The 20,265-nt window shown below is 29.3% G+C and carries 19 protein-coding genes; 6 read left to right on the forward strand and 13 right to left on the reverse strand.

Annotation, left to right across the window (positions count from 1 at the left end):
- Positions 1 to 265: 265 nt before the first annotated feature.
- The 8 genes from ACQ3F0_RS24010 to ACQ3F0_RS24045 form a co-directional block, all read right to left on the reverse strand.
- Positions 266 to 811 (reverse strand): BMC domain-containing protein, encoded by a 546-nt coding sequence (locus ACQ3F0_RS24010; protein WP_428868332.1) that lies wholly within the window; start codon positions 809 to 811, stop codon positions 266 to 268.
- Position 812: 1 nt separating this feature from the next.
- Positions 813 to 2,153 (reverse strand): 4Fe-4S dicluster domain-containing protein, encoded by a 1,341-nt coding sequence (locus ACQ3F0_RS24015; RefSeq protein ID WP_428868333.1) that lies wholly within the window; start codon positions 2,151 to 2,153, stop codon positions 813 to 815.
- 195 nt (positions 2,154 to 2,348) lie between these two features.
- Entirely contained in the window at positions 2,349 to 3,473 is a 1,125-nt protein-coding gene (locus ACQ3F0_RS24020; protein ID WP_428868334.1) for a cysteine desulfurase family protein, read from the reverse strand.
- 173 nt (positions 3,474 to 3,646) lie between these two features.
- Positions 3,647 to 4,849, reverse strand: a complete 1,203-nt coding sequence (locus ACQ3F0_RS24025; RefSeq protein ID WP_428868335.1) for an ABC transporter permease — start codon at positions 4,847 to 4,849, stop codon at positions 3,647 to 3,649.
- Positions 4,850 to 4,859: 10 nt separating this feature from the next.
- Positions 4,860 to 5,558: an ABC transporter ATP-binding protein gene (locus tag ACQ3F0_RS24030; RefSeq protein WP_428868336.1), complete on the reverse strand. Its 699-nt coding sequence runs from the start codon at positions 5,556 to 5,558 to the stop codon at positions 4,860 to 4,862.
- Between the two features lies 1 nt (position 5,559).
- Entirely contained in the window at positions 5,560 to 6,939 is a 1,380-nt protein-coding gene (locus ACQ3F0_RS24035) for an efflux RND transporter periplasmic adaptor subunit (protein ID WP_428868337.1), read from the reverse strand.
- A gap of 286 nt (positions 6,940 to 7,225) precedes the next feature.
- Positions 7,226 to 8,140, reverse strand: coding sequence for a DUF4846 domain-containing protein (locus ACQ3F0_RS24040; RefSeq protein ID WP_428868338.1), 915 nt, complete (start codon positions 8,138 to 8,140; stop codon positions 7,226 to 7,228).
- 190 nt (positions 8,141 to 8,330) lie between these two features.
- Positions 8,331 to 9,143, reverse strand: a complete 813-nt coding sequence (locus ACQ3F0_RS24045) for an alpha/beta hydrolase (protein WP_428868339.1) — start codon at positions 9,141 to 9,143, stop codon at positions 8,331 to 8,333.
- 412 nt (positions 9,144 to 9,555) lie between these two features.
- Between ACQ3F0_RS24045 and ACQ3F0_RS24050 the strand changes: the two genes are divergently transcribed.
- Together ACQ3F0_RS24050 and ACQ3F0_RS24055 are read left to right on the forward strand one after the other, a co-directional pair.
- Positions 9,556 to 10,728, forward strand: a complete 1,173-nt coding sequence (locus ACQ3F0_RS24050) for a cation:proton antiporter (protein ID WP_428868340.1) — start codon at positions 9,556 to 9,558, stop codon at positions 10,726 to 10,728.
- Positions 10,729 to 10,741: 13 nt separating this feature from the next.
- Complete coding sequence (locus tag ACQ3F0_RS24055) at positions 10,742 to 11,092, forward strand: hypothetical protein (protein WP_428868341.1); 351 nt, start codon at positions 10,742 to 10,744, stop codon at positions 11,090 to 11,092.
- 162 nt (positions 11,093 to 11,254) lie between these two features.
- On the opposite strand, the gene ACQ3F0_RS24060 is transcribed toward ACQ3F0_RS24055, so the two are convergent.
- Positions 11,255 to 12,424: an MFS transporter gene (locus ACQ3F0_RS24060; protein WP_428868342.1), complete on the reverse strand. Its 1,170-nt coding sequence runs from the start codon at positions 12,422 to 12,424 to the stop codon at positions 11,255 to 11,257.
- 128 nt (positions 12,425 to 12,552) lie between these two features.
- Positions 12,553 to 13,827, reverse strand: a complete 1,275-nt coding sequence (locus ACQ3F0_RS24065; protein ID WP_428868343.1) for an ammonium transporter — start codon at positions 13,825 to 13,827, stop codon at positions 12,553 to 12,555.
- 419 nt (positions 13,828 to 14,246) lie between these two features.
- Here ACQ3F0_RS24065 and ACQ3F0_RS24070 point away from each other — a divergent pair, with 419 nt between their 5' ends.
- Both ACQ3F0_RS24070 and ACQ3F0_RS24075 read left to right on the forward strand, forming a co-directional pair.
- Positions 14,247 to 14,690, forward strand: a complete 444-nt coding sequence (locus ACQ3F0_RS24070) for a cell wall hydrolase (RefSeq protein WP_428868344.1) — start codon at positions 14,247 to 14,249, stop codon at positions 14,688 to 14,690.
- Positions 14,691 to 14,757: 67 nt separating this feature from the next.
- Entirely contained in the window at positions 14,758 to 15,183 is a 426-nt protein-coding gene (locus ACQ3F0_RS24075; protein ID WP_428868345.1) for a hypothetical protein, read from the forward strand.
- A 105-nt stretch (positions 15,184 to 15,288) separates the two neighbouring features.
- On the opposite strand, the gene ACQ3F0_RS24080 is transcribed toward ACQ3F0_RS24075, so the two are convergent.
- The 3 genes from ACQ3F0_RS24080 to ACQ3F0_RS24090 all read right to left on the reverse strand — a co-directional run bounded on the left by ACQ3F0_RS24080 (position 15,289) and on the right by ACQ3F0_RS24090 (position 17,969).
- Complete coding sequence (locus tag ACQ3F0_RS24080; RefSeq protein WP_428868346.1) at positions 15,289 to 15,834, reverse strand: hypothetical protein; 546 nt, start codon at positions 15,832 to 15,834, stop codon at positions 15,289 to 15,291.
- Between the two features lie 107 nt (positions 15,835 to 15,941).
- On the reverse strand, positions 15,942 to 16,595 hold the full coding sequence (locus tag ACQ3F0_RS24085) for a GNAT family N-acetyltransferase (protein WP_428868347.1): 654 nt from the start codon (positions 16,593 to 16,595) through the stop codon (positions 15,942 to 15,944).
- 174 nt (positions 16,596 to 16,769) lie between these two features.
- On the reverse strand, positions 16,770 to 17,969 hold the full coding sequence (locus ACQ3F0_RS24090; protein ID WP_428868348.1) for a DUF5667 domain-containing protein: 1,200 nt from the start codon (positions 17,967 to 17,969) through the stop codon (positions 16,770 to 16,772).
- A 237-nt stretch (positions 17,970 to 18,206) separates the two neighbouring features.
- Here ACQ3F0_RS24090 and sigI point away from each other — a divergent pair, with 237 nt between their 5' ends.
- On the forward strand, positions 18,207 to 18,884 hold the full coding sequence (gene sigI / locus ACQ3F0_RS24095; protein WP_428868349.1) for an RNA polymerase sigma-I factor: 678 nt from the start codon (positions 18,207 to 18,209) through the stop codon (positions 18,882 to 18,884).
- The gene (locus ACQ3F0_RS24100; RefSeq protein WP_428868350.1) at positions 18,874 to 19,764 is read left to right on the forward strand and encodes an anti-sigma factor domain-containing protein; all 891 of its coding nucleotides are present in this window, start codon (positions 18,874 to 18,876) and stop codon (positions 19,762 to 19,764) included. The genes sigI and ACQ3F0_RS24100 overlap by 11 nt, the downstream gene beginning before the upstream one ends.
- The last annotated feature ends 501 nt before the right edge of the window (positions 19,765 to 20,265 follow it).

Below are 20,265 nucleotides of genomic sequence, written 5' to 3' on the forward strand. Positions count from 1 at the left end.
TTGTTTAACGTATATTTCCAAACTATTCTTTGTCCATTGTTTGTATATAAATGATGGTTTATTAAGTATACTTTTTTTTCAAAATAATTTTCTCTAAAAAAACTATTGACTTTTTATAACTGGTCTAATCAATAAAAAAAGCTTCTGAGAGAAAATATATTCTCCAGAAGCTTCATTGCTAATCATTGCACGTCATTGTACATTAGTTTATAAAATTTTTACCAGCATCATTATATTATATAAAACAAAATTTGTCAATAATTTATCAAAGTAATTTGTTAAACACTTCTTTTGTAGGGGATGGTATAACTACTTTATTAACTAATAACCCACTATCTGTTCCAACCTTTGCACCTGCATCTACAGCTGCCTTCACAGCGCTTACATCTCCACTAAGAGTAACAAAGGCTTTTCCACCTATACCAACCCCTAATCTAACTTCTATCAACTTTACTTGAGCAGCTTTTGCAGCAGCATCAGCTCCAACTACGGCAGTAGCAATACTGAAATATTCTAATACTCCTATAGCATTAACATTATCAATCTCAGTAGACATGTTTATGGCACCTATCAGTTGAGGATGTACTCTTGGTAATAATAATTTATCAACAATATACTGACCTCCAGCATCTAACCCAACTTCTACAGATGAATTAACTGCACCAACATCCCCTGAAATTAAAACTATGTACTTGCCAGGACAAATTGGCTTTGCCATAATTAATTCTACATCAGCTGCCTTCACCATATAATCAGCTGTTTCAATTCCTTTTGCTATACTATTTAACTCAATCATACCTATTGTATTCATATTATATCACCTCACTATTTTCACTCTCAATAATTATTTCACTACTAACTTCAATAACTTTTCCACTAATACTAGCATGGACATTTGAGCCTAGTGCCCCTTCTTTCATCGTTCCAATCAACTGCCCTTTTTCAACAAAATCGCCTACACTAACTATAGCCTGGGCAGGTGCACCAATATGTTGTTTTAATGGTATATTAACTTTTGATATTTCTATTGCTTTTAATCCATCTACCTTTTGATGTTCATATCTATTTAAATCCAACCTGGAAATAAGTCTTTTAGCAGGTATTTTTCTGTTTTCACGTTGTTCATGTTGACTAGGGTCCTTTTGGTTGTTATCATACTTTATTCCATTTTCTCTTAATATATTTTTTAAATATATATTTACTCTTCTTGGTGATAATCCCATAGGACAAGCATATAATTCACACACTCCACATTCACAACATATTAGTGCTTCCTTGATAATTTCACTTTTTTCAGATAAGGATACTGCTCTCATTATTTTATGCGGCTTCAAAGGATGTCCTATTAAATATCTAGGACACATTTCGGTACAATATGAACATTGGATACAAGCTGACTTTGCTCTATTTAGTATATGCTTGATAGAACTTTTACTTCTATTTATAATATAGTGATCCTTTGGAATTACAATAATTGCGCTATTTGTTTTAGTTATAAACTTGTCATCTAATTCTTCTTTGTCTATTGTTTTTCCCATCATAGGGCCGCCTAAAATAACACTATAATCATTAAGAATTGATCCCCCAGCTTCTTCGATACACTTTATAACTGAAGTTCCAATAGGCACTTTTAGAAGTATCGGATTTCTGACATCACCTAAAACTGCAACATGATGGTCAGTAACAGGATTATCATTCATAGCTTCATAAATATTAACTACCGTGGCAACATTCGATACCACTGCCCCAACCTTTAACGGAATTCCTCCAGGTGGTATTGACCTTCCTGTCACTTCACAAACAAGAATCTGTTCATCCCCTGCAGGATAAAAATTATCCATAAGATGCAATTCAACATTTGAATTTAAATTTTCTATAGACTTCCTTAAACTATCTATTTGCTCTTTATATTTCTTTTTAAGAGCAATAACTGTTCTTTTAACACCTAGTGTTTTTGACATTTCTTCAAGTGCTTTGATTATTTCATCAGCCTTTGTTTTCATGAGATATTGATCTGTTTTTAAAAGTGGTTCACATTCAGACCCATTAACAATCAAGAACTCAACTTTACAATTCAACTTAACATGAGTTGGAAAACCTGCACCTCCAGCTCCAACAACACCTGCATCAAAAATTTTTTGTAGCAAATCCATAACATCCCTCCATAGTATAATGCTAAGTTTTAATTATGTATTAATCAACATATAAAACAGAGCTAGCAATAAAAAAAGCTTGTTAAGGAATAATAGAAATTCCCTAACAAGCTTCATCGCTTTTTATTTAGCACTTCATTGTGCATTTATTTAATTTTATTACTTAATTATATCATAATATTTTTCATAAACCAATTAGAATAAAATAATTTTTTTTAATTTTTCTACAACAGTATCAATTTCATTTTTAGTTGTAAACCTTCCAAGACTAAATCGTATGGCCCCACTTCCTATTTCTTTTGAAACTCCCATAGCATCCAATACTGGAGAAATTGTAGTTAGCCCAGAATGGCATGCAGAGCCAGTTGATACTGCAACATTTTTCAATTCTCTAATTATCTCCAAAGCATTATGTTCTAAAAAACTTATATTCAATGTATTTGGCAACCTTTTTGTTGAGTGTCCATTCAATTTAATTTTTTCACCAAAGTTTTCTATTAAGCTATCATAAAAATATTTAGTTAATTCTTTTATTGCATTATTCTTTCTATTTTTGAAATCATCATTAACTATCTCACAAGCTTTACCGAGACCAACATCAAAAATTATATTTTCTGTGCCAGCTCTTTTTCCAAATTCATGTCCAGCTCCATGAATTAATGGTTCAATATTAAGACCTTCACGTATATATAAAGCTCCAACTCCTTTAGGTGCATATAGCTTATGCCCTGCAATCGTTAGAAAATCCACTCCAATTTTTTTAATATCGATTGGTATCTTGCCTATTGACTGAGAAGCATCCGTATGAAATAATATATTGTTCTTGACACAAATTTCTGCTATTTCTTCAATTGGTTGTATCGTCCCTGTTTCATTATTTGCATGCATTACTGTAATCAAAATTGTTTTGTCAGTTATAGCATTTTTTATATCTGAAACACTAACAATTCCATATTCATCAACAGGTAAATAAGTAACTTCGTATCCATTTTGCTCTAAAAATTTTAGTGGGTTAAGAATAGCAGGATGTTCAGTTCTTGTGGTAATTATATGATTTCCTTTATTCCTAAATGTATATGCAACACCCTTTATAACCATATTATTGGATTCGCTACCACCACTTGTAAATATAATTTCATCAGAAGAACAATTAAATAATGAAGCCACTTTTTTTCTGCTATCTTCAACTACTTTTTTTGTAAACTGTCCTAGCTCATGACTACTAGACGGATTCCCAAAATGTTTTGTCATAATTTCTTGCATAACATCTATTACTCTTTTATCAATAGGTGTAGTCGCATTGTAATCAAGATAAATCATAGCCAACCTCCATTCAATTATTAATGAGTATAATCAATAATTCTTACTGAATCCTCTGTTTGTAAACATCTTATTAAACCAACTTTCATTTATAGTTCCCCCTAACAATTATAGTAATATATTACCATATTTTGTAGGGAAATTCCATATAAACCCTAAGTAAGAATATTGATTTATTCATACCTTAGAGCATCTATAGGTTTAAGTCTAGCCGCTTTTCTAGCAGGATAAATACCAAAGAAAATGCCTATTGCTGAAGAAAATAATATTGTGCCTAAAACAACAGTTATTGAAACTTCTGGGTCCACTCCCATAAATCCGCCTGCAATTTCAGCTCCAATAATTCCGAGTAACATCCCAATTATTCCACCTATTAAAGATATAATAGCTGATTCTGTTAAAAACTGTACCATAATATTAGTTGTTGTTGCTCCTATAGCCTTCCTAATTCCTATTTCTCTTGTTCTTTCAGTTACAGATACAAGCATTATATTCATAACTCCTATACCACCTACTACTAGCGAAATTCCTGCAACTGCACTTATAAATGTAGTAAAAATCCCAAGTACACTGTTTATTTGCTCCAATATATCCCCTATACTCATTGTTGAATATAGATTTTTACCTCTATTATTATGTCTAGCCTCTAAAATTGATACGGTTGCATTTCCAACTTCTTCAGCTTCTTCCTGAGTAGTAGCCACAAATTTTAGTGAACTTATATCATTAGTATCTGGATATAAATATTCAAAAGTAGTAATTGGTACATAAACTTCAGCAGTGACATCCCTAGGAGGTCCCATATTGCTAGATGCTTTTTTAACCCCAATTATTGTAAACTTTTTTTCATTTCCTTCAATTCCAATTTTAAAACTTTGTCCCACTACATCTTCATAGCCAAACATTTCTATAGCAGTTGTCTCGTCTACAACAGCAACATACTTTGCGCTATTAACATCATTATTATTAAAAAACCTACCATAAACTATTTCTATATTATTTATTTCATCATAAAATTCATTTCCAGCATTTATAGTTGCGCTTAAGGTTGTTTTATCTGTTATAGCTTTACCTCGTTGAGTCAAGGTAGGTGATATGTATTTAATATTATTAACTTTTTCATTTATGGCCTCTACATCTTTTAGTGTAATGTAATCACTTGTGCTAGCAGAGCTTGCATCCACAGATACAGTAATAGATGAAGCCCCTATTTTTTCAAACTCACTTGTTATAGAGCTCTGCCCACCTGCACCAAGTGAAACAATAGCAATAACTGAGCTAATTCCAATAATAATACCTAGCATTGTTAAGAAAGAACGCATTTTATTCGAAATTATGCTTCCTACTGCCATTTTTAAATTTTCGAAAATTTTCATATTATCACCTTTATCCAGTTATTCTTAATCTATTTTTTACCTCTTGATCTTTTACAATTTCACCATCTTTAAATGTAACTATTCTTTTAGAGTATTGAGCTACATCTGGCTCATGTGTAACCATTACTACTGTTGCTCCTTCATCATTTAGTTTCTGGAAAATACTTATTATATCATTAGTAGATTTACTATCTAAGTTTCCCGTTGGCTCATCAGCCATAATTACATTTGGCTTATTCACTATTGCTCTAGCAATTGCAACCCTTTGCTTTTGACCACCAGATATCTCATTTGGTTTATGATGTACCCTATCCGAAAGTCCTACTTTATCTAAAGCTAATAATGCCTTTTCTCTTCTTTCTTTTCTAGGAACACCTGCATATACCATAGGTAATTCGACATTTTCAAGAACAGATATTCTAGGTAGCAAATTAAATGATTGAAACACAAATCCAATTTCTTTGTTTCTAATTATCGCAAGTTCATTATCACTTAGAGTAGAAACATTATTTCCATTTAGAATATATTCTCCACTATCTAGTCGATCTAAGCAACCTAGTATATTCATAAGTGTTGATTTACCAGATCCAGAAGGTCCCATTATCGAAGTAAATTCTCCTTCTTCTATTTTAAGAGAAATACTTTTTAATGCTGTAAAATCAATTGATCCAGTTACATACCTTTTTACAATATTCTTTACTTCAATCATTTTATTCTCCTCCTATAGAATCTCCATTCTTATCTACACCAGGACGTTTCCCCATATTTCCGAATAACGATTTTCCTTTTTTTGTATTAGTAAGATCAGTAGTCACCATTGTACCATTTACTATTTCTGTACTTGGATTTAATATTACTTCCTCATCTATTGATAATCCTTCAATTACTTCAGCACTATCATCAGATTGAACACCTATAGTTACATCTTTTTCTACAGCTTTATTATCCACAAGAACAAAGACGTATTCCCTACCTGTCTTATCAGTTTTTATAGCTTCAACAGGAATACTCATCACATCTGTTGCAGTATCTGTTAAAATATCAACATCAGTATCAAAATTAATTTTCAAATTTTCATCTTCATCAGCTATTAGTACTTCTAATTTCAATGTAGATGTTCCTTTTTCTGCACTTGGTGCAATAAATGTAATCTCTCCGTTATATTCTTTATTTCCATTATCAATAATAGCTTTATCACCAATTTCAATAGAACTTGCTTCATATTTATTAACGTAAACAATAGCTTTTAAATCTTTAACGTCCATTATTTCTATTGAAGGTTGCGCAACATTATCCATAGCCCCTTCAAAGGAATTCACCAATGTTATAACTCCATCTTTTTCTGCTACAATAGTGTTTACTCCCTTATCTCTTTGTTCTTTCACATTATCAAGACTGATTTTTGCAAGTTTTATTGAATTATCTGCTTGTTTTATCCTTGAATCTGAAATAAACATTACAGAATCTCTTTGTTTTTCTAATGATTCAATTTGAGTATTTAAAGAATTCATTTGGAAATTTAATTCATTTATCTGAATATTTTTCGAACCATCTTCATTAGTATTATTCAATTCATCCAATTGTGACTGTAAATCTTCTATTTGAGCGTTTAAAGCTTTAATATCACTGTTGATACTATCAACCATTTTTTGAGCCTCTTTATTTTGTTCTAGCAAATCTTGTTTAGAAATCACTGCATTTTCATACTGGATTTGATTTTGTGCAATACTACTACTATAATCTTGAGCTTCATAGGATACTAATATTTGTCCTGCTTTTACCTCATCTCCTACACTAAAAGCTACTTTCTCTACTTTTGCATTTGATGGAGCATAATACTTCTTCACATAATTTGATTGAATGTTAGCAGTTGTAGCAAAATATGATTCAATATCTCCCTTTTGAACTTTACCTGTTTTTACTTGAACAATATCCTTAGTATTACGTTTACCATTAGTTATAAAAAAGAAGGCTCCAACAACAACTATAGTTACCGCTGATAGAATTACAATTTTTCTTCTTTTTTTCTTTTTACGCGCTTCATTAATTAGATCATTATTATTTGATGTTGTAATTTCATTTTTCCCCATTACACAACCTCCTAGATTCTTTTATCCTAAGTTAAACCACCCTATGTATTCCATTGTACATTGTTATTATAAACTCTTTCTCAAGTAAATATTAAAATTCTATAAAAAAATAAAAGAAGCATATAAACTTCTTTCATTCAAACTCACCTTATTCTATTATTTAAAATAATAAACAAATATTAACTATTCTTTTTTATTTAGTTATGTTTTAATCTGTTATTATTAGAATAATTTCGCAATAATTTAGTTCGTTTTTTATTTCTATCGCAAACGATCAAGTGTTCTATTAGAATGATTTCAATTCCTCTTCATCAAATCTCCATTCTGGTGTACTTAATTCCCCGATAAAATCATTACTGTACCAGGGACTAATTTCTTCATTGTTATTGTTCACTAAAATTTGTATTTCTTGTGCTGGCATATAACTCTGTGCCAACATGAAAAGTTTCTCACCTGTATCTTCATTTACTGCCATATCTACTACTATAACTGCATGACCGGGGCTTCCACCTCTTATAAATACATCTCCTATTTTCATATCTTCTTTTTCTACAGAAACTAATTCTTTATCTAAAGACAAAGTACTTGCATATGCAAATACAACATTCAAATAATTTCTAAAAGACTTATAGCTATCATCAGGAGAATATTTTTTTACCCAACTTGTGTTATTGCCTTCTATAGCAACTCTATACCCTTGTTTCCATTTTGAATAGTTACAATTAAATCCATTAACAAAATGAAATTGAATATTATCATACATTTTATTTTGGTACAAGTATTCAGCTCTTAGTCGCATTACTGCATCTGCACATTGTTGTAAATCTCTATCACCTACATCTAAATCTACTACTCCTATATAAACATTATTTCTGTCTTTCTCTCTTCCATCAAAGTAATGTACAACAGATCCATGAGGTTTTAAAGGCAAATCTCTCAAATAATTTTGGAAAGATTTTCTATCTACAGACACTCTCTTAAATCCCTCTGGTACATTAAATCTTTCTTCCACTGTTTTTCCTTCTGGATTAATCAAATCTATTTTTTTATTATATTTTTCAATAATAGTATTGTTTTCTTTATCATTCTTTGTAGATAAACTATTATCTAGTGATTTATTAATACTGCATCCTGCTATTATTAATATCAATGGTACACATAATGCTATTGTAACAATAAATTTCTTTTTGGCTTTAATCAAATCTATCACCCTTTACATTGAATTTATAAACTCATATCTTATATAAATATTCTACATAATGAAGTTATAAATTTTAATATAATAGCTTTATTCTTTACAAAGTATTTACAAGTGGTGACTTTCATATACTACAAAAGGCAAATATAGCTAGAAAGCGGTGGACTTTCCCAGTATATTTGCCTTTTTATTACTACAGTCTATTTTCTATCCATTTGTGGATATCTTCAATTACTATATCCTTTTCTTCTTTTTCATTTAGTATTTCGTGATAACACTCATCATATATTTTAATAGTTTTATCTGAGGAATTAATATTATCATACATCCATTTTGATGATTTATTAGTTACAATTTGATCATTTCCACCGTGTAGAATATAGCATGGATACTCGTATTCTTTCATATTTTGAGTCAACCATGAGCTACCATTAACAAAAACTTCTCCTAAAAGTTTAAGATTTGTTTCTTTCAGTACTAATGGATCTTCTTCATAATCTTTCACTACTTCCTCATCTCTACAAATTAATTTTGACAAAGCATTAGGAGATTTACCTCTAGGGTTACTTTCAAATTCTCTACTTTCCTTTAAATCAGAAAATATAGGAAGGTCAATAATTGCTGCTCCTGAGAGTACTTGTCCCTTTAACTTATTTTTGTACATTACTCCATATGCAGCAGTTATGTATCCCCCCATACTATGGCCTAACATAAAAATAGGTTTATCAGGATTTTCTTTTATTGCTAAATCAACTATTTTATCAGTATCCAGCATAAAATCCTTAAAGTTATCTACATAGCCTCTATCTCCACCTGATTTCCCATGGCCTCTATTATCGAATCGGTATACTCCATAACCATATTCATTAATTTTATTAGTAACGTAATCATATCTACCTAAATGTTCACATAAACCATGAACAACTACTATAACAGCTTTTACGTTTTCTGGTACATCTTTTGTATAGAATAATTCTGTTCTGTCAAAAGATTTAATTGTTGACATAATATTCCCCCCAAAGTATTTATAATTTATATTAATGTTATTCCATAAAAAGTAATTTAGCTGAACTTCGACTATAATATATAGCGTCAGAACGCACCAATCTGCGGTAGATATTGTGGTCGATTTTAGTTCAACTTACTTTTTGTGGTTTAACCACATTAATAATTATATCACATTTCTTTTCCTTTTTATTCTATTTTTGTACTTCTATATACATATAGATTTTTTTCAAATATCATGAAACCGTTTCATAACCTAGCAATTCTTTGGCTGATATCTATTTATACATAATTTCGTTTATATCTTATTATATTTAAGAGAAAATTAGGTGTAATGGTATTTTACTTAATAAAAAAATAAGACTAATATATTATTTAGATTTTAAATTTGTAAAAATAGAGGTGTCAATTTCATGAATTCATTCATTAGTTTAGGTATTGCAATCATTTTAGGGATTATTTTAGGACAAGTTACCAATCATTTTAAAATTCCAGCTGTTGCTGGTTATATAATTACAGGTTTAATTATAGGAATATCAGGATTCAAAATCGTAAATGCTCAAATGATTGAAGAGCTCTCATTTATCAGCGATTTTGCACTTGGTATTATTGCTTTTAACATAGGAAGCGAATTGGAAGTTTCCGTTATAAAAAAATTAGGTAAACCCATTTTTATAATAGCAACTTTTGAAGCACTAGGAGCCTTTTTTCTAGTAACTTTCATAATGTTATTACTCACAAAAGACCTACCAACTTCTTTGATATTAGGAGCAGTTGCTTCTGCTACTGCTCCAGCTGCAACAATTATGGTTCTAAAAGAATGTAATGCCAAAGGACCTTTGACATCTACTCTTTTAGGCGTTGTTGCCGTTGATGATGCGATATGTTTAATGATATACTCAATAGCTTCATCTATTGCAAAAGTATTTTTAAAACACGAACCACTTACTATGTATAAGGTATTGTTTCATCCATTTGCAGAAATTATTCTATCCTTATTTTTAGGCTCCTTTTTAGGTATAGTATTAGTATATCTCTTAGCGAAATCAAAAAAGAGTGGTGAATTACTAACTTTTGTTATTGGAATAATAATAATAAATATTGGAATTTCATTAAGATATAATTTATCTCCTTTGCTATCTTCCATGACAATAGGTGTTATGGTTTCAAATATTTCTTCCTATAGCAGAAAAGCTTTTTCAAATTTAGAAAGTTTTTCTGCTCCAATTATTGCTGCTTTTTTCATATTGGCTGGTTCAAGACTAAACATATCGCTTCTTCCTCAAATCGGATTAATCGGTACTTCCTATTTATTATTTAGAATGTTAGGTAAAGTAATGGGAGCAACATTAGGAGGAATTATTTCAAATGCACCTACAGCTGTCAAAAAATATATTGGATTTGGTTTATTCTCTCAGGTAGGTGTTGCTGTAGGCTTAGCTATCATAGTAAGTAGAGAATTCCAAGGTACAAATTTAGGTTCACTTGTCATTACCATTCTATTAGGAACTACAATAATTACTGAATTAATTGGCCCAATATCAACTAAAAATGCTATAATAAAAGCAAAAGAAGCAAAAATATAAAGGAGTTATGTATATGTACGCAATTTGTTTAATTTTAAATGATGTGAGTAAACTAGATGATATTTTAGAAATTTTCTATGAAAATCACTGCGGTGCAACTACTGTGGATAGTGTTGGTATGGGAAAAATATTAATAAATAATAATGTAGATATTCCTATATTTGCTGGTTTAAGAAGAATTTTAGAAGGTACAAAACCTTATAACAAAACAATTATTAGTGTTATTCGAGAAGAACCTAAACTTAGAAAAGTTATCGACACAATTAATACTGAACTGGATTATAATAATAACCCAGGAGTTGGCTTTTTATTTGTAACACCTGTTCTTGAATGTCATGGTTTGAATTTGGAAAACATAAGCTAAAGACACTAAGTAGTTTATCTATAAACAAACCATAAGTAAGCTTAATCTATACATGTACAAAATCTATACAAGTCATCAATGAGTTAATGACTTGTATAGATTTATAGTTGATTTGTTTTGTCTGTATATATAATATGCCCTATCTCTAATCTGTCATTTAAATCAGCTTCTCTGTATAACTTTCCTTAGAAAATATCCTGAAATCACTGGTGCTAAACCAATAAACCCTAAATAAAATTTTAAAATTTCAAAGTTATCAAATTTCATTAGAAGGACAATCAAAATAATTGAACTAATTATTCTACCTGTATTTAATGCAATATCCTTATTAATTATATATTCTACTCTCATATCCTCTTCGTGGTTTCTATCAATAATATTAAACACGGAAGAATTTTGCTGAATAATAAAAAATGGTAAGAAGAATGCATCCATGACAACATAAAATAATAATGTCCAAATACTAACATTCATAATCAATCCTCCTATAGCTAAAAATGATCCTATAGTTCCTATTAGTATAGCTTTTCTTCTATTAGGAGGTTTTATTATTCTCTGCACCAAAATATATGAGCTAGACGATATTAATGAAGCTAATAATGCTAATTTTCCTAGAGTAAGCTCGTTTTGAGTTGTTTCTATAACTAATATATTGATTATAAATATAATAATAACATCCCTAAATCCCCAGCTTATTATTGATTTTCTAAGTACTCTCCACTGATTGCAGTCAGTAAAAAAAATTCTTCTAAGATTTAATTTTTGACTATAATTTTCACATTTCAATATAGCACTTATGAATATAAGAATTAAAAATAATATTAATGTTATAATAAAAACTATTTTATAACCTAGTGTTCCCTCAAATCTACTAATAATATATGCCGATGTTATAGGAGATATGGCAGCTGCTATTCCAGCTGATGCTCCATTATATCCATAAAAAGTATCTCTATTATATATACTAGTAAAATCAAAACTAAGAACATTGAATGCAAGCCAATAAAAGCCTGCTGCAACACCATATAATAGTCCTAATAAATAAATGTATTTTACTCCATCACTGCCGGCATATAGTAATAGTAAATAAAATAATGCAAATATTAAAAGACCTATTCTTAAAGACAATATACCATTCTTTTTTTTAGCAAAATATGCTGCTAAAATAAAAGCTACTGGTGTTGTTATATAATGCATTAGATTATAAACTGCTATAACAATAAAATCATTTGTCTTATTCCAAAAAAATATGTTAATAAATATATTCGATAATCCCATAGCAAAAGTAAATAAACAACTTACAACCAATAGGATTTTAGCTTCTCTGCACATTAAGTAAACTCCTTTTCTTAGTCCCTTTTTATTATGTACAAAAAATTAAATGGTTATGCTACAAAAAAATAGTTTACAGTAGAGAGTTCTCAGTTAACTGTAAACTAATAATACTTATAGTAAATTTGTTATTTTTCTAAAATCTTTTCTTGAATATTTACTTTCGCTTTAGTATAAAAACAAGGGTAAGCAGAAGTTCCATGTTCTTTAATATCTAAACCAACTTTCTCTTCCATTTCACTTACTCTTAAACCAACAGTAACATCTATAGTCTTGAATAATACAAATGCTGTACCTATTGTCCAAACTCCAACAGCAAATACACCTATAGTTTGCACACCTAATAATCCAGCACCACCACCATACATTATTCCGCCTTCAGTAGCAAATACACCTACTAAAATAGTTCCAAAAGCTCCACACAAACCGTGAACTGCCACAGCACCAACGGGGTCATCTACTTTTAATTTTCTTTCAACAATCTCAGCTCCAAATACTACTACAATTCCTGCACAGAAACCTATGGCTACTGCTCCTGCAGAACTTACAATATCACAACCAGCAGTAATTCCAACTAAACCAGCTAATGCACCATTTAATGTAAATCCAACATCGGGCTTTCCATTCTTAATCCATGTAATGGTCATTGCTACAACAGCACCCATTGAAGCAGCAAGATTTGTTGTTATAAAAATATGTCCTGTAGATATAAAGTCCATTCCTGAAAGAGTTGATCCAGGGTTAAATCCAAACCATCCGAACCATAAAATAAATACTCCTAAAGCGCCTAATGTAATGTTATGAGCTGGAATGGCATTTACTTCTCCATTTTCACCATACTTACCTATTCTAGGTCCGATAATAGCGGCACCTACTAATGCAGCCCAACCTCCAACTGAGTGAACTACAGTTGAACCCGCAAAGTCATGGAACCCAATTTTTCCTAACCATCCACCACCCCAAATCCAGTGACCTATAACAGGATAAATAATTGCACTTAAAAAGAAACTATAAAGCAAATATGATTTAAACTTTGTTCTTTCTGCCATAGCTCCTGAAACTATCGTTGCTGCAGTTGCACAGAAAACAGTTTGAAATATTAGAAATGTTGATACTGGAATACTTAATCCTAAGTGTTCAAAGCTTCCTTTAGAAAACAAACTGCCTGTTCCAATAATTCCGCCTTTATCTACGCCAAACATTATTACAAATCCTAAAACCCAATAAATCAATGACCCTACTGAAAAATCCATTAAATTCTTCATGATAATGTTTGAAGCATTTTTAGCTCTTGTAAAACCTGTCTCAACCATTGTAAAACCAGCTTGCATAAAGAATACCAATGTTGTAGCTATTAGTACCCACGTGTTATCAATTGCGATACTTACATTTGTTAAGTCCATAAATTTATCCCCCTTTTATTTTACAAATTAATAATTATAGAAATATAAAGAATAGCTTTCATCATAACTTAATTATTAATCTGATAATATACATTCTATCGTTTTATCAATTTATTAATTGATTAATATGTTTTATATTATATTATCATTTTATTCATATGTCAATTATCATTTTATCAATGAAAACCTTTAATTGATAATAATTTTATATTTTTTATATTAAATTTCTTAAAATATAAAAATCCAGAAGACTAATTAAACTCTACTGGATTTCATTTAAATTATTAACCTTTATTCCTTTTTTCCAGCCACTTTATTGGAAATTGTGCTAAATGTCTACCGTTCATAAGAATTTTATAACATATTTTTATTTTAGTAATATATTGATATTATAAGTAAAATTAAGGATGTGAAATTAATTGGCTTATAGTGCAAGAGAATTATTAGCCAGAATTATAAAATGTGAGGCCGGTGGTGAAGGCGAAAATGGAATGAAAGCTGTTGCTTCGGTCGTTATGAATAGAGTTAATGTCCCTTATGGTGAATATCAAAGAGTTGGTCAAGGCGATTTAAGAAAGATTATTTATCAAACAGGCCAATTTGACTGTGCAACTTCTGTTTTAAAAGGGATAGCTAACCCTCAGACTATCTGGGCTAGCCCACCAGATGAAATACATTATCAAATTGCAGACTGGGCATTAGCTGGTAATAGACTATATACTACTGGTGATTCATTATGGTATTTTAATCCTTTCAAACCTGTTTGCGTTCAAATTTTTCCCAAAAATGGTGTAGGTAGTTTACAAGTTAGAGTTGGTGAACACTGCTTCTATAATCCTACAGAACTTTATGCGGAAACATAAACTTAATTTTGTTGTTTATTCATATAATTTTTATAAATTATTTCCAAAAAAATCTAGGAGGTTTTTTATGTATACAAAAATGCCTAATACTTTTATGCCATTTCCAATGTTTGTCCCAATGCCTACAAGATGTTTAGAGGAAACTATACCTCAACCTGATGAAAGTTATTTTGATTCGAAAGAACCAACTTTTCCATCAAAAAAAGAGACCTTAGATTTACCAAAGGATGAAAACCGTCAATTAACACCAGTAACGGAAGGTACAGCCTACACTCAAGGTTGGTTAGCTACTAAAATTGGATTATATATTAAAGTTGAATTTTTGATTGGAACTAGTATGTTAATTGATAGAGAAGGTATATTACTTGAAGTAGGAATTAGTTATATTGTCCTTAGAGAATCTGGTTCTAATGATTTGCTAATGTGTGATATTTATTCAATAAAATTCGTAAGAGTTTATGATGATCAAGAAAAATTAAAACTTTGTAAATAATTTGATATTACATCTTTAGGAAACAAGTTTTTTAATGAAATAATTTTCAGGGACAGTAGGTAGTTTTGTTTTTACACAAATCTACCTACTGTCCCTAATCCAAATTTACTTAACACAATCTACCAATGCATCTATTCTTTTTTTTACTACATCATATACATCTTCACATTGTTCATTAATATCATATATTAAATCAATCGTATCTTTTATTTTTGATCTTTTCCTAGGGACTATTGGCGAATTAGTTAAAACACTAACTGAACCCGATAAATTTACAGAAACTCTAGATAATTCATCCAAAACAGTCAATATCGGTAAAATGCTATTGTCTATATATTCTTTTTCGCAAGGATCCAATGGTAATTTGCAAATTTCTTCTTTAATAATATTGATAGATTTTAATTTCGTTGCGGTTTTATCAATTGTAGAATCAATTATACTTTCATCATCATTATTACTTAATGACTCTTTCTTACCTATAGAATCATCTGATAAATACGGTTTACCAATAAATTGTTCAACATTCTCCACTCTATCAGTTTCAGAAAATATAACATCATGACTTTGTTCTTTATTTTTTTTATTATTAATATTATTATTTTTATATTTATTTTTATTTGTTGTGTTTTTTTTCCTCCTATAATTACTCATTAGTCCTCCTATATTTCCGCATTTTACATCCTATAAATTCTTTCTTTATAAATAATATGCTAAAAGTATGAGGTATATAATTAAAGTAAATTAATAGACTGATTTTTTCATATAGTGTAGTAATATATTAAACCATTAAGTTTATCTTTGTCTCCTTCAGTTAAACTTTCATGATAAAACTTTTTGTACAGTTTAAACCCATATTTCTCGTAGAAAGAATAAGAGCAACTTAATTCAGTCCACAAAAATATCCTGTGTAACTCATTTTCTTTACAAAACTCAATATATCGATTCATAAGTTTTATTCCATATCCCTCTCCTCGTAGTTCTGGGCTTACAATAAATAAATTTATTTCACTATCAAATTCTTTAGCATATGCCTCTCCTAATTTATCAATTGAGTTATTATCATTCTTCATATTTAGAGCTACTTCTCTATCTCCGAAGTTTCCTATAATCAAATTAAAAAACGCCCATAAATTAATTTCTAGTGTTCTAATCATGTATTTTACCATTTGTGGGTAAGTTTCATCTTCTATACTCCCGAATAGTAATCCTTTTACATTGTCATTTTCATCTACAATAATATCTAAATGTTCCGAATAGTTTATACATGACTTAAGAAAGTATTGATATATACTATCTACTTTTTTTGGATTTTTAAATCCTTCTTCTAAATCCCATGTTGTTTTTATAAGTTCTGCACAACTTCTGGAATACTTTCTATTATACTTTTTAAACTTTAGTCTTATACCAATCACCCCATCTGTATTCAAATTTTGGTAATTTAGAAATATAAATAATAATCGTATTCTCTAATAATTATCATTATTCTTTAAAATAGGAACAAATGCATATATATTTAAAAAGTCCAATAGAATATGTAAATTCTAATGGACTTTTAGCCTAGTATGCTAATTATATTAATACTTATCTTATTCTCTATTTTTTACTTTCTTCTTCTGATTATCTTTTACTTCTGGTTGCTTCTTTTCTCTTTGATTTTTGATATTTTCTTTTTTACTTTCTTCTATCTTCTTTTGTCCTTTTACTTTACTTTCCTCTTCATCTCTGTCTTCATCTTCATCTTTGTCTTCATCTTCATCTCTGTCTTCATCTTCATCTTTGTCTTCATCTTCATCTCTGTCTTCATCTTTGTCTTCATCTTCATCATCGTTTTCATCTTTATCTTCGACTTCTTCTACTGCATCATCTTCATCACTATCTTCAATTCCTTCTTCAACAACAATATCCTCTTCTTCATTATCGGCTATCTCATCAATATTCTCATTGTCTTCTTCATCTATATCATCATCTATGTCGTTTTCTTTGTCTTCTGCCTCTTTTTTACCTTTACCAGAATAATCTTTTACTACCTTTTTGTGTTGATTTTTTGCTTCTCGTAACTCTTTTTTTGCAGTATTATAATCTTTTAATTTTAATTGATATTCTTCCTCAGCATTTTGTACTGATTCTTCATCACCCTTTAGAGACGCTTTTTTTAATTCTACTTTTGCCTTATTTAGTATTTTCTTTTGTTCGTTGAATTCATGCCTTTTTTCAACCATGTTTGCAACAGCTTCTTTTTTCTCTACTTGCATTTCTAAAACTTTTTCTAATTTTGTTTTAGCTTCATCACTAACTGATTCTTGTAACTGTTCTAGAACTTCAATAGATTTTTCTTGTTGTTCCGTTATAAGTTCCATTAATTCATCAATTTTATCTTCTTGTTCTGTATCTACTACTACTTCTTCAATAACTTCTTTTTCAATATCAATTTCATCTTCTTCTTGAGATTCTTCAATAATTTTTTCTACAACTTCAGTAGCTTCATTCATCTTCTCTTCGTAACCTACAAGTGCTTCTTCAACTAAATCATCTTCCCCTTCTTCAGCCATAACTTCACTTTCCCCAAGTCTTTCTTCTGCAATTTCTGTTAAGGCTTCCACTTTCTTTTCTTCATCAAATGTTAATACTACTGATACTTCATCAATTAGTTTGTCTATAGGGTATAACATACTATCTGGAGTAATTCCTGCTTCTTCCTTAAATGATGTTTCCCCTTCTGCTAAAACCGGTGTAAAAATGTTTAAACTTACAAATAGACCTGCTAATAATATACCTAATTTTTTCATATGTATTTCCTCCCTAAGTAAATTTATCTTTTGACTATATTTACGTTAATGTTTTATAATTTAGGGGGGTAGGTTTAAAATTTATTATACTTTTTAATTTTATTTTTAATTGAGTTAAATTATATCGAATCTTTTAAAGTACCCCCATAAAAAATAAAAATTTTTCGTATATAAATATAGATAATTACTGTAACTCAAGTTTACATATGTTATCTATAAATTATGAGGTGTCCATATATGAACAGTTTAACTAACGACAAAAGAACATTATTTATTGAAGAGAACAAACCTTTTATCTATAGAGTTGCTTTTAGTATTTGTAAAAGGAATTTAGATTGGAATAACGATGATGAACTCAGTATCTCACTTATCGCTTTTAATAAGGCTTGTGATTCCTTTAATGATAAAAAAGGTAATTTTCATACCTATGCATCAGCAGTTATAAGAAATTCTCTTATTGATTATTTTCGAAAAAAGGAGAAAAATATATACCTTCTATACGAATCAAAGGATTCCACTAATTACCTAGACCACAAAAGTTCATTATCTCAATACCAAATACATATTGAAAATCAAGCCAGAGCATCAGAAATAATGTTGCTTACTTCTGAACTAAAAAAATTTAAAATCAAATTTAAAGATTTAGTAGATTCTTCTCCGAAACACAAGGATACTAGAGAGAAACTTTTAAATCTTTCATTAATCTGCATTAATGATGATTCAATCATTGATTATATGAACTCTAAATCTCTTTTACCAGTAAAAAATATACTTCTCTTAACTGGATATAAAAAGAAATTTATCGAGAAATGGAGAAGATATATAATTGCTTTGATACTCATACTTTCAAATGATGAGTACAATTATATAAAATCATATTTATCTATTAAGGTAGGTGATACCAATGAAAACTAAAACAGGAATAGTCATGGATATTAAAAATAATAAAATAACACTTATGACAGATAGCGGAGAGTTTGTTCACGTTAAAAGGAATAAATCCCTTTTAGAAATGGGTAGTATCTATACTGGTGAAATTTATACAAAACTACCTTTGAGAAAACTAATCGCTACTGCTGCTGTTTTTCTCTTCTTTATATTTGGTAGTGTAGAGGCTTACGCTTACTATACCCCAACATCAACATTTGTACTAGGTGGTGTAGCCGAAATAGAAATAAAAACTAATAAATGGGATAAAATTATTTCTGTAAATGGATTAAATAATGAGGGAAAAGCGATTATAAAAGAAACCTCTGTAAAACACAATTCTATTAATAATGGACTTCAAAAGATATTAGAAACTACTAAGAAATCATTTGAAAATGAAGATACTAGTGAAGATTTAACATTAACTATTAAAGATTCAAATAATCATAATAATGAAAAAAATTTGAAGAGCAAAATTGATTCAGCTAATTTACCAATAAATATAGAAATTGTAAATTCCAATATTGAAAAGAATAAACAAAATGAAAACTTAAATAATAATAATAATAATAATAATAATCAAAAATCAGAAAAATTAAATGGGAAACCAAATATACACGATGAAAGTGATAAAAACAACATAAAAAATCCAACAAAAGATACTGATTTTAAAAACAATGCTAAAAACAAGGACTCAAATGAATCAAAAAATAATTCTAAATCACATCCTAATGAAAACTCTAATTATAATAAAAACAAAAATAAAAATGATAATTCTAATAAAAATAATAATGGTAATTCTCATAAAAATAATAATGATATTAAAAATAATACTAATGGTAAAAAATCAGATAAATCAAAAAAATAACTCTGAATCACAGGACTATCTTTATAAATTGCGAAGAAGTTCGAAATTTATAGTGACAAGTTACAAGTGATAAGTGACAAGTTCATGATACCTTTCGTAAACGAAAGCTTTTAATTAAATGAAAGATAAAAAAATTCCTTTTGCGCAGCAAAAGCTCATTGTTTCATCATCGAAGATGGTAAAGGCTTAGTTAAAGATTTTCTGCAAGAGAATTATCCTAAGAGTCGGCTTAAGGATTAGTTCTACTTTTCATTCAAAAATATGCAATCTTCAAGAAAGAATTTTTATTACGAAACTTTATTTATACATGTACAAAATCTCAGGTACTTATGAGTTTTGGACTTGTATAAATAATTAGTTGAATTAAAAACTCTATATGTTTTTTGAATGAAATTAGTAGAAGTTATTCTTCAACGATCTCTTTCATTAACTTGTAACTTATCACTTGTCACTTTTTAAGTTCACAATTTATTTCAATTAAGAACTAGGAATTTACATTAT

The sequence above is a fragment of the Clostridium sediminicola genome (assembly GCF_050402865.1).
Lineage (GTDB): Bacteria > Bacillota > Clostridia > Clostridiales > Clostridiaceae > Clostridium_AF > Clostridium_AF sediminicola.

Bases quoted from the DNA above. Each gene is read 5' to 3' on its own strand.
- ACQ3F0_RS24090 (WP_428868348.1), bottom strand. From the start codon at position 17,969: ATGAAAAAATTAGGTATATTATTAGCAGGTCTATTTGTAAGTTTAAAC.
- ACQ3F0_RS24030 (WP_428868336.1), bottom strand. From the start codon at position 5,558: ATGATTGAAGTAAAGAATATTGTAAAAAGGTATGTAACTGGATCAATT.
- ACQ3F0_RS24025 (WP_428868335.1), bottom strand. From the start codon at position 4,849: ATGAAAATTTTCGAAAATTTAAAAATGGCAGTAGGAAGCATAATTTCG.
- ACQ3F0_RS24050 (WP_428868340.1), top strand. From the start codon at position 9,556: ATGAATTCATTCATTAGTTTAGGTATTGCAATCATTTTAGGGATTATT.
- sigI (WP_428868349.1), top strand. From the start codon at position 18,207: ATGAACAGTTTAACTAACGACAAAAGAACATTATTTATTGAAGAGAAC.
- ACQ3F0_RS24015 (WP_428868333.1), bottom strand. From the start codon at position 2,153: ATGGATTTGCTACAAAAAATTTTTGATGCAGGTGTTGTTGGAGCTGGA.
- ACQ3F0_RS24065 (WP_428868343.1), bottom strand. From the start codon at position 13,827: ATGGACTTAACAAATGTAAGTATCGCAATTGATAACACGTGGGTACTA.
- ACQ3F0_RS24080 (WP_428868346.1), bottom strand. From the start codon at position 15,834: ATGAGTAATTATAGGAGGAAAAAAAACACAACAAATAAAAATAAATAT.
- ACQ3F0_RS24055 (WP_428868341.1), top strand. From the start codon at position 10,742: ATGTACGCAATTTGTTTAATTTTAAATGATGTGAGTAAACTAGATGAT.
- ACQ3F0_RS24035 (WP_428868337.1), bottom strand. From the start codon at position 6,939: ATGGGGAAAAATGAAATTACAACATCAAATAATAATGATCTAATTAAT.
- ACQ3F0_RS24020 (WP_428868334.1), bottom strand. From the start codon at position 3,473: ATGATTTATCTTGATTACAATGCGACTACACCTATTGATAAAAGAGTA.
- ACQ3F0_RS24060 (WP_428868342.1), bottom strand. From the start codon at position 12,424: ATGTGCAGAGAAGCTAAAATCCTATTGGTTGTAAGTTGTTTATTTACT.
- ACQ3F0_RS24075 (WP_428868345.1), top strand. From the start codon at position 14,758: ATGTATACAAAAATGCCTAATACTTTTATGCCATTTCCAATGTTTGTC.
- ACQ3F0_RS24100 (WP_428868350.1), top strand. From the start codon at position 18,874: ATGAAAACTAAAACAGGAATAGTCATGGATATTAAAAATAATAAAATA.
- ACQ3F0_RS24010 (WP_428868332.1), bottom strand. From the start codon at position 811: ATGAATACAATAGGTATGATTGAGTTAAATAGTATAGCAAAAGGAATT.
- ACQ3F0_RS24045 (WP_428868339.1), bottom strand. From the start codon at position 9,143: ATGTCAACAATTAAATCTTTTGACAGAACAGAATTATTCTATACAAAA.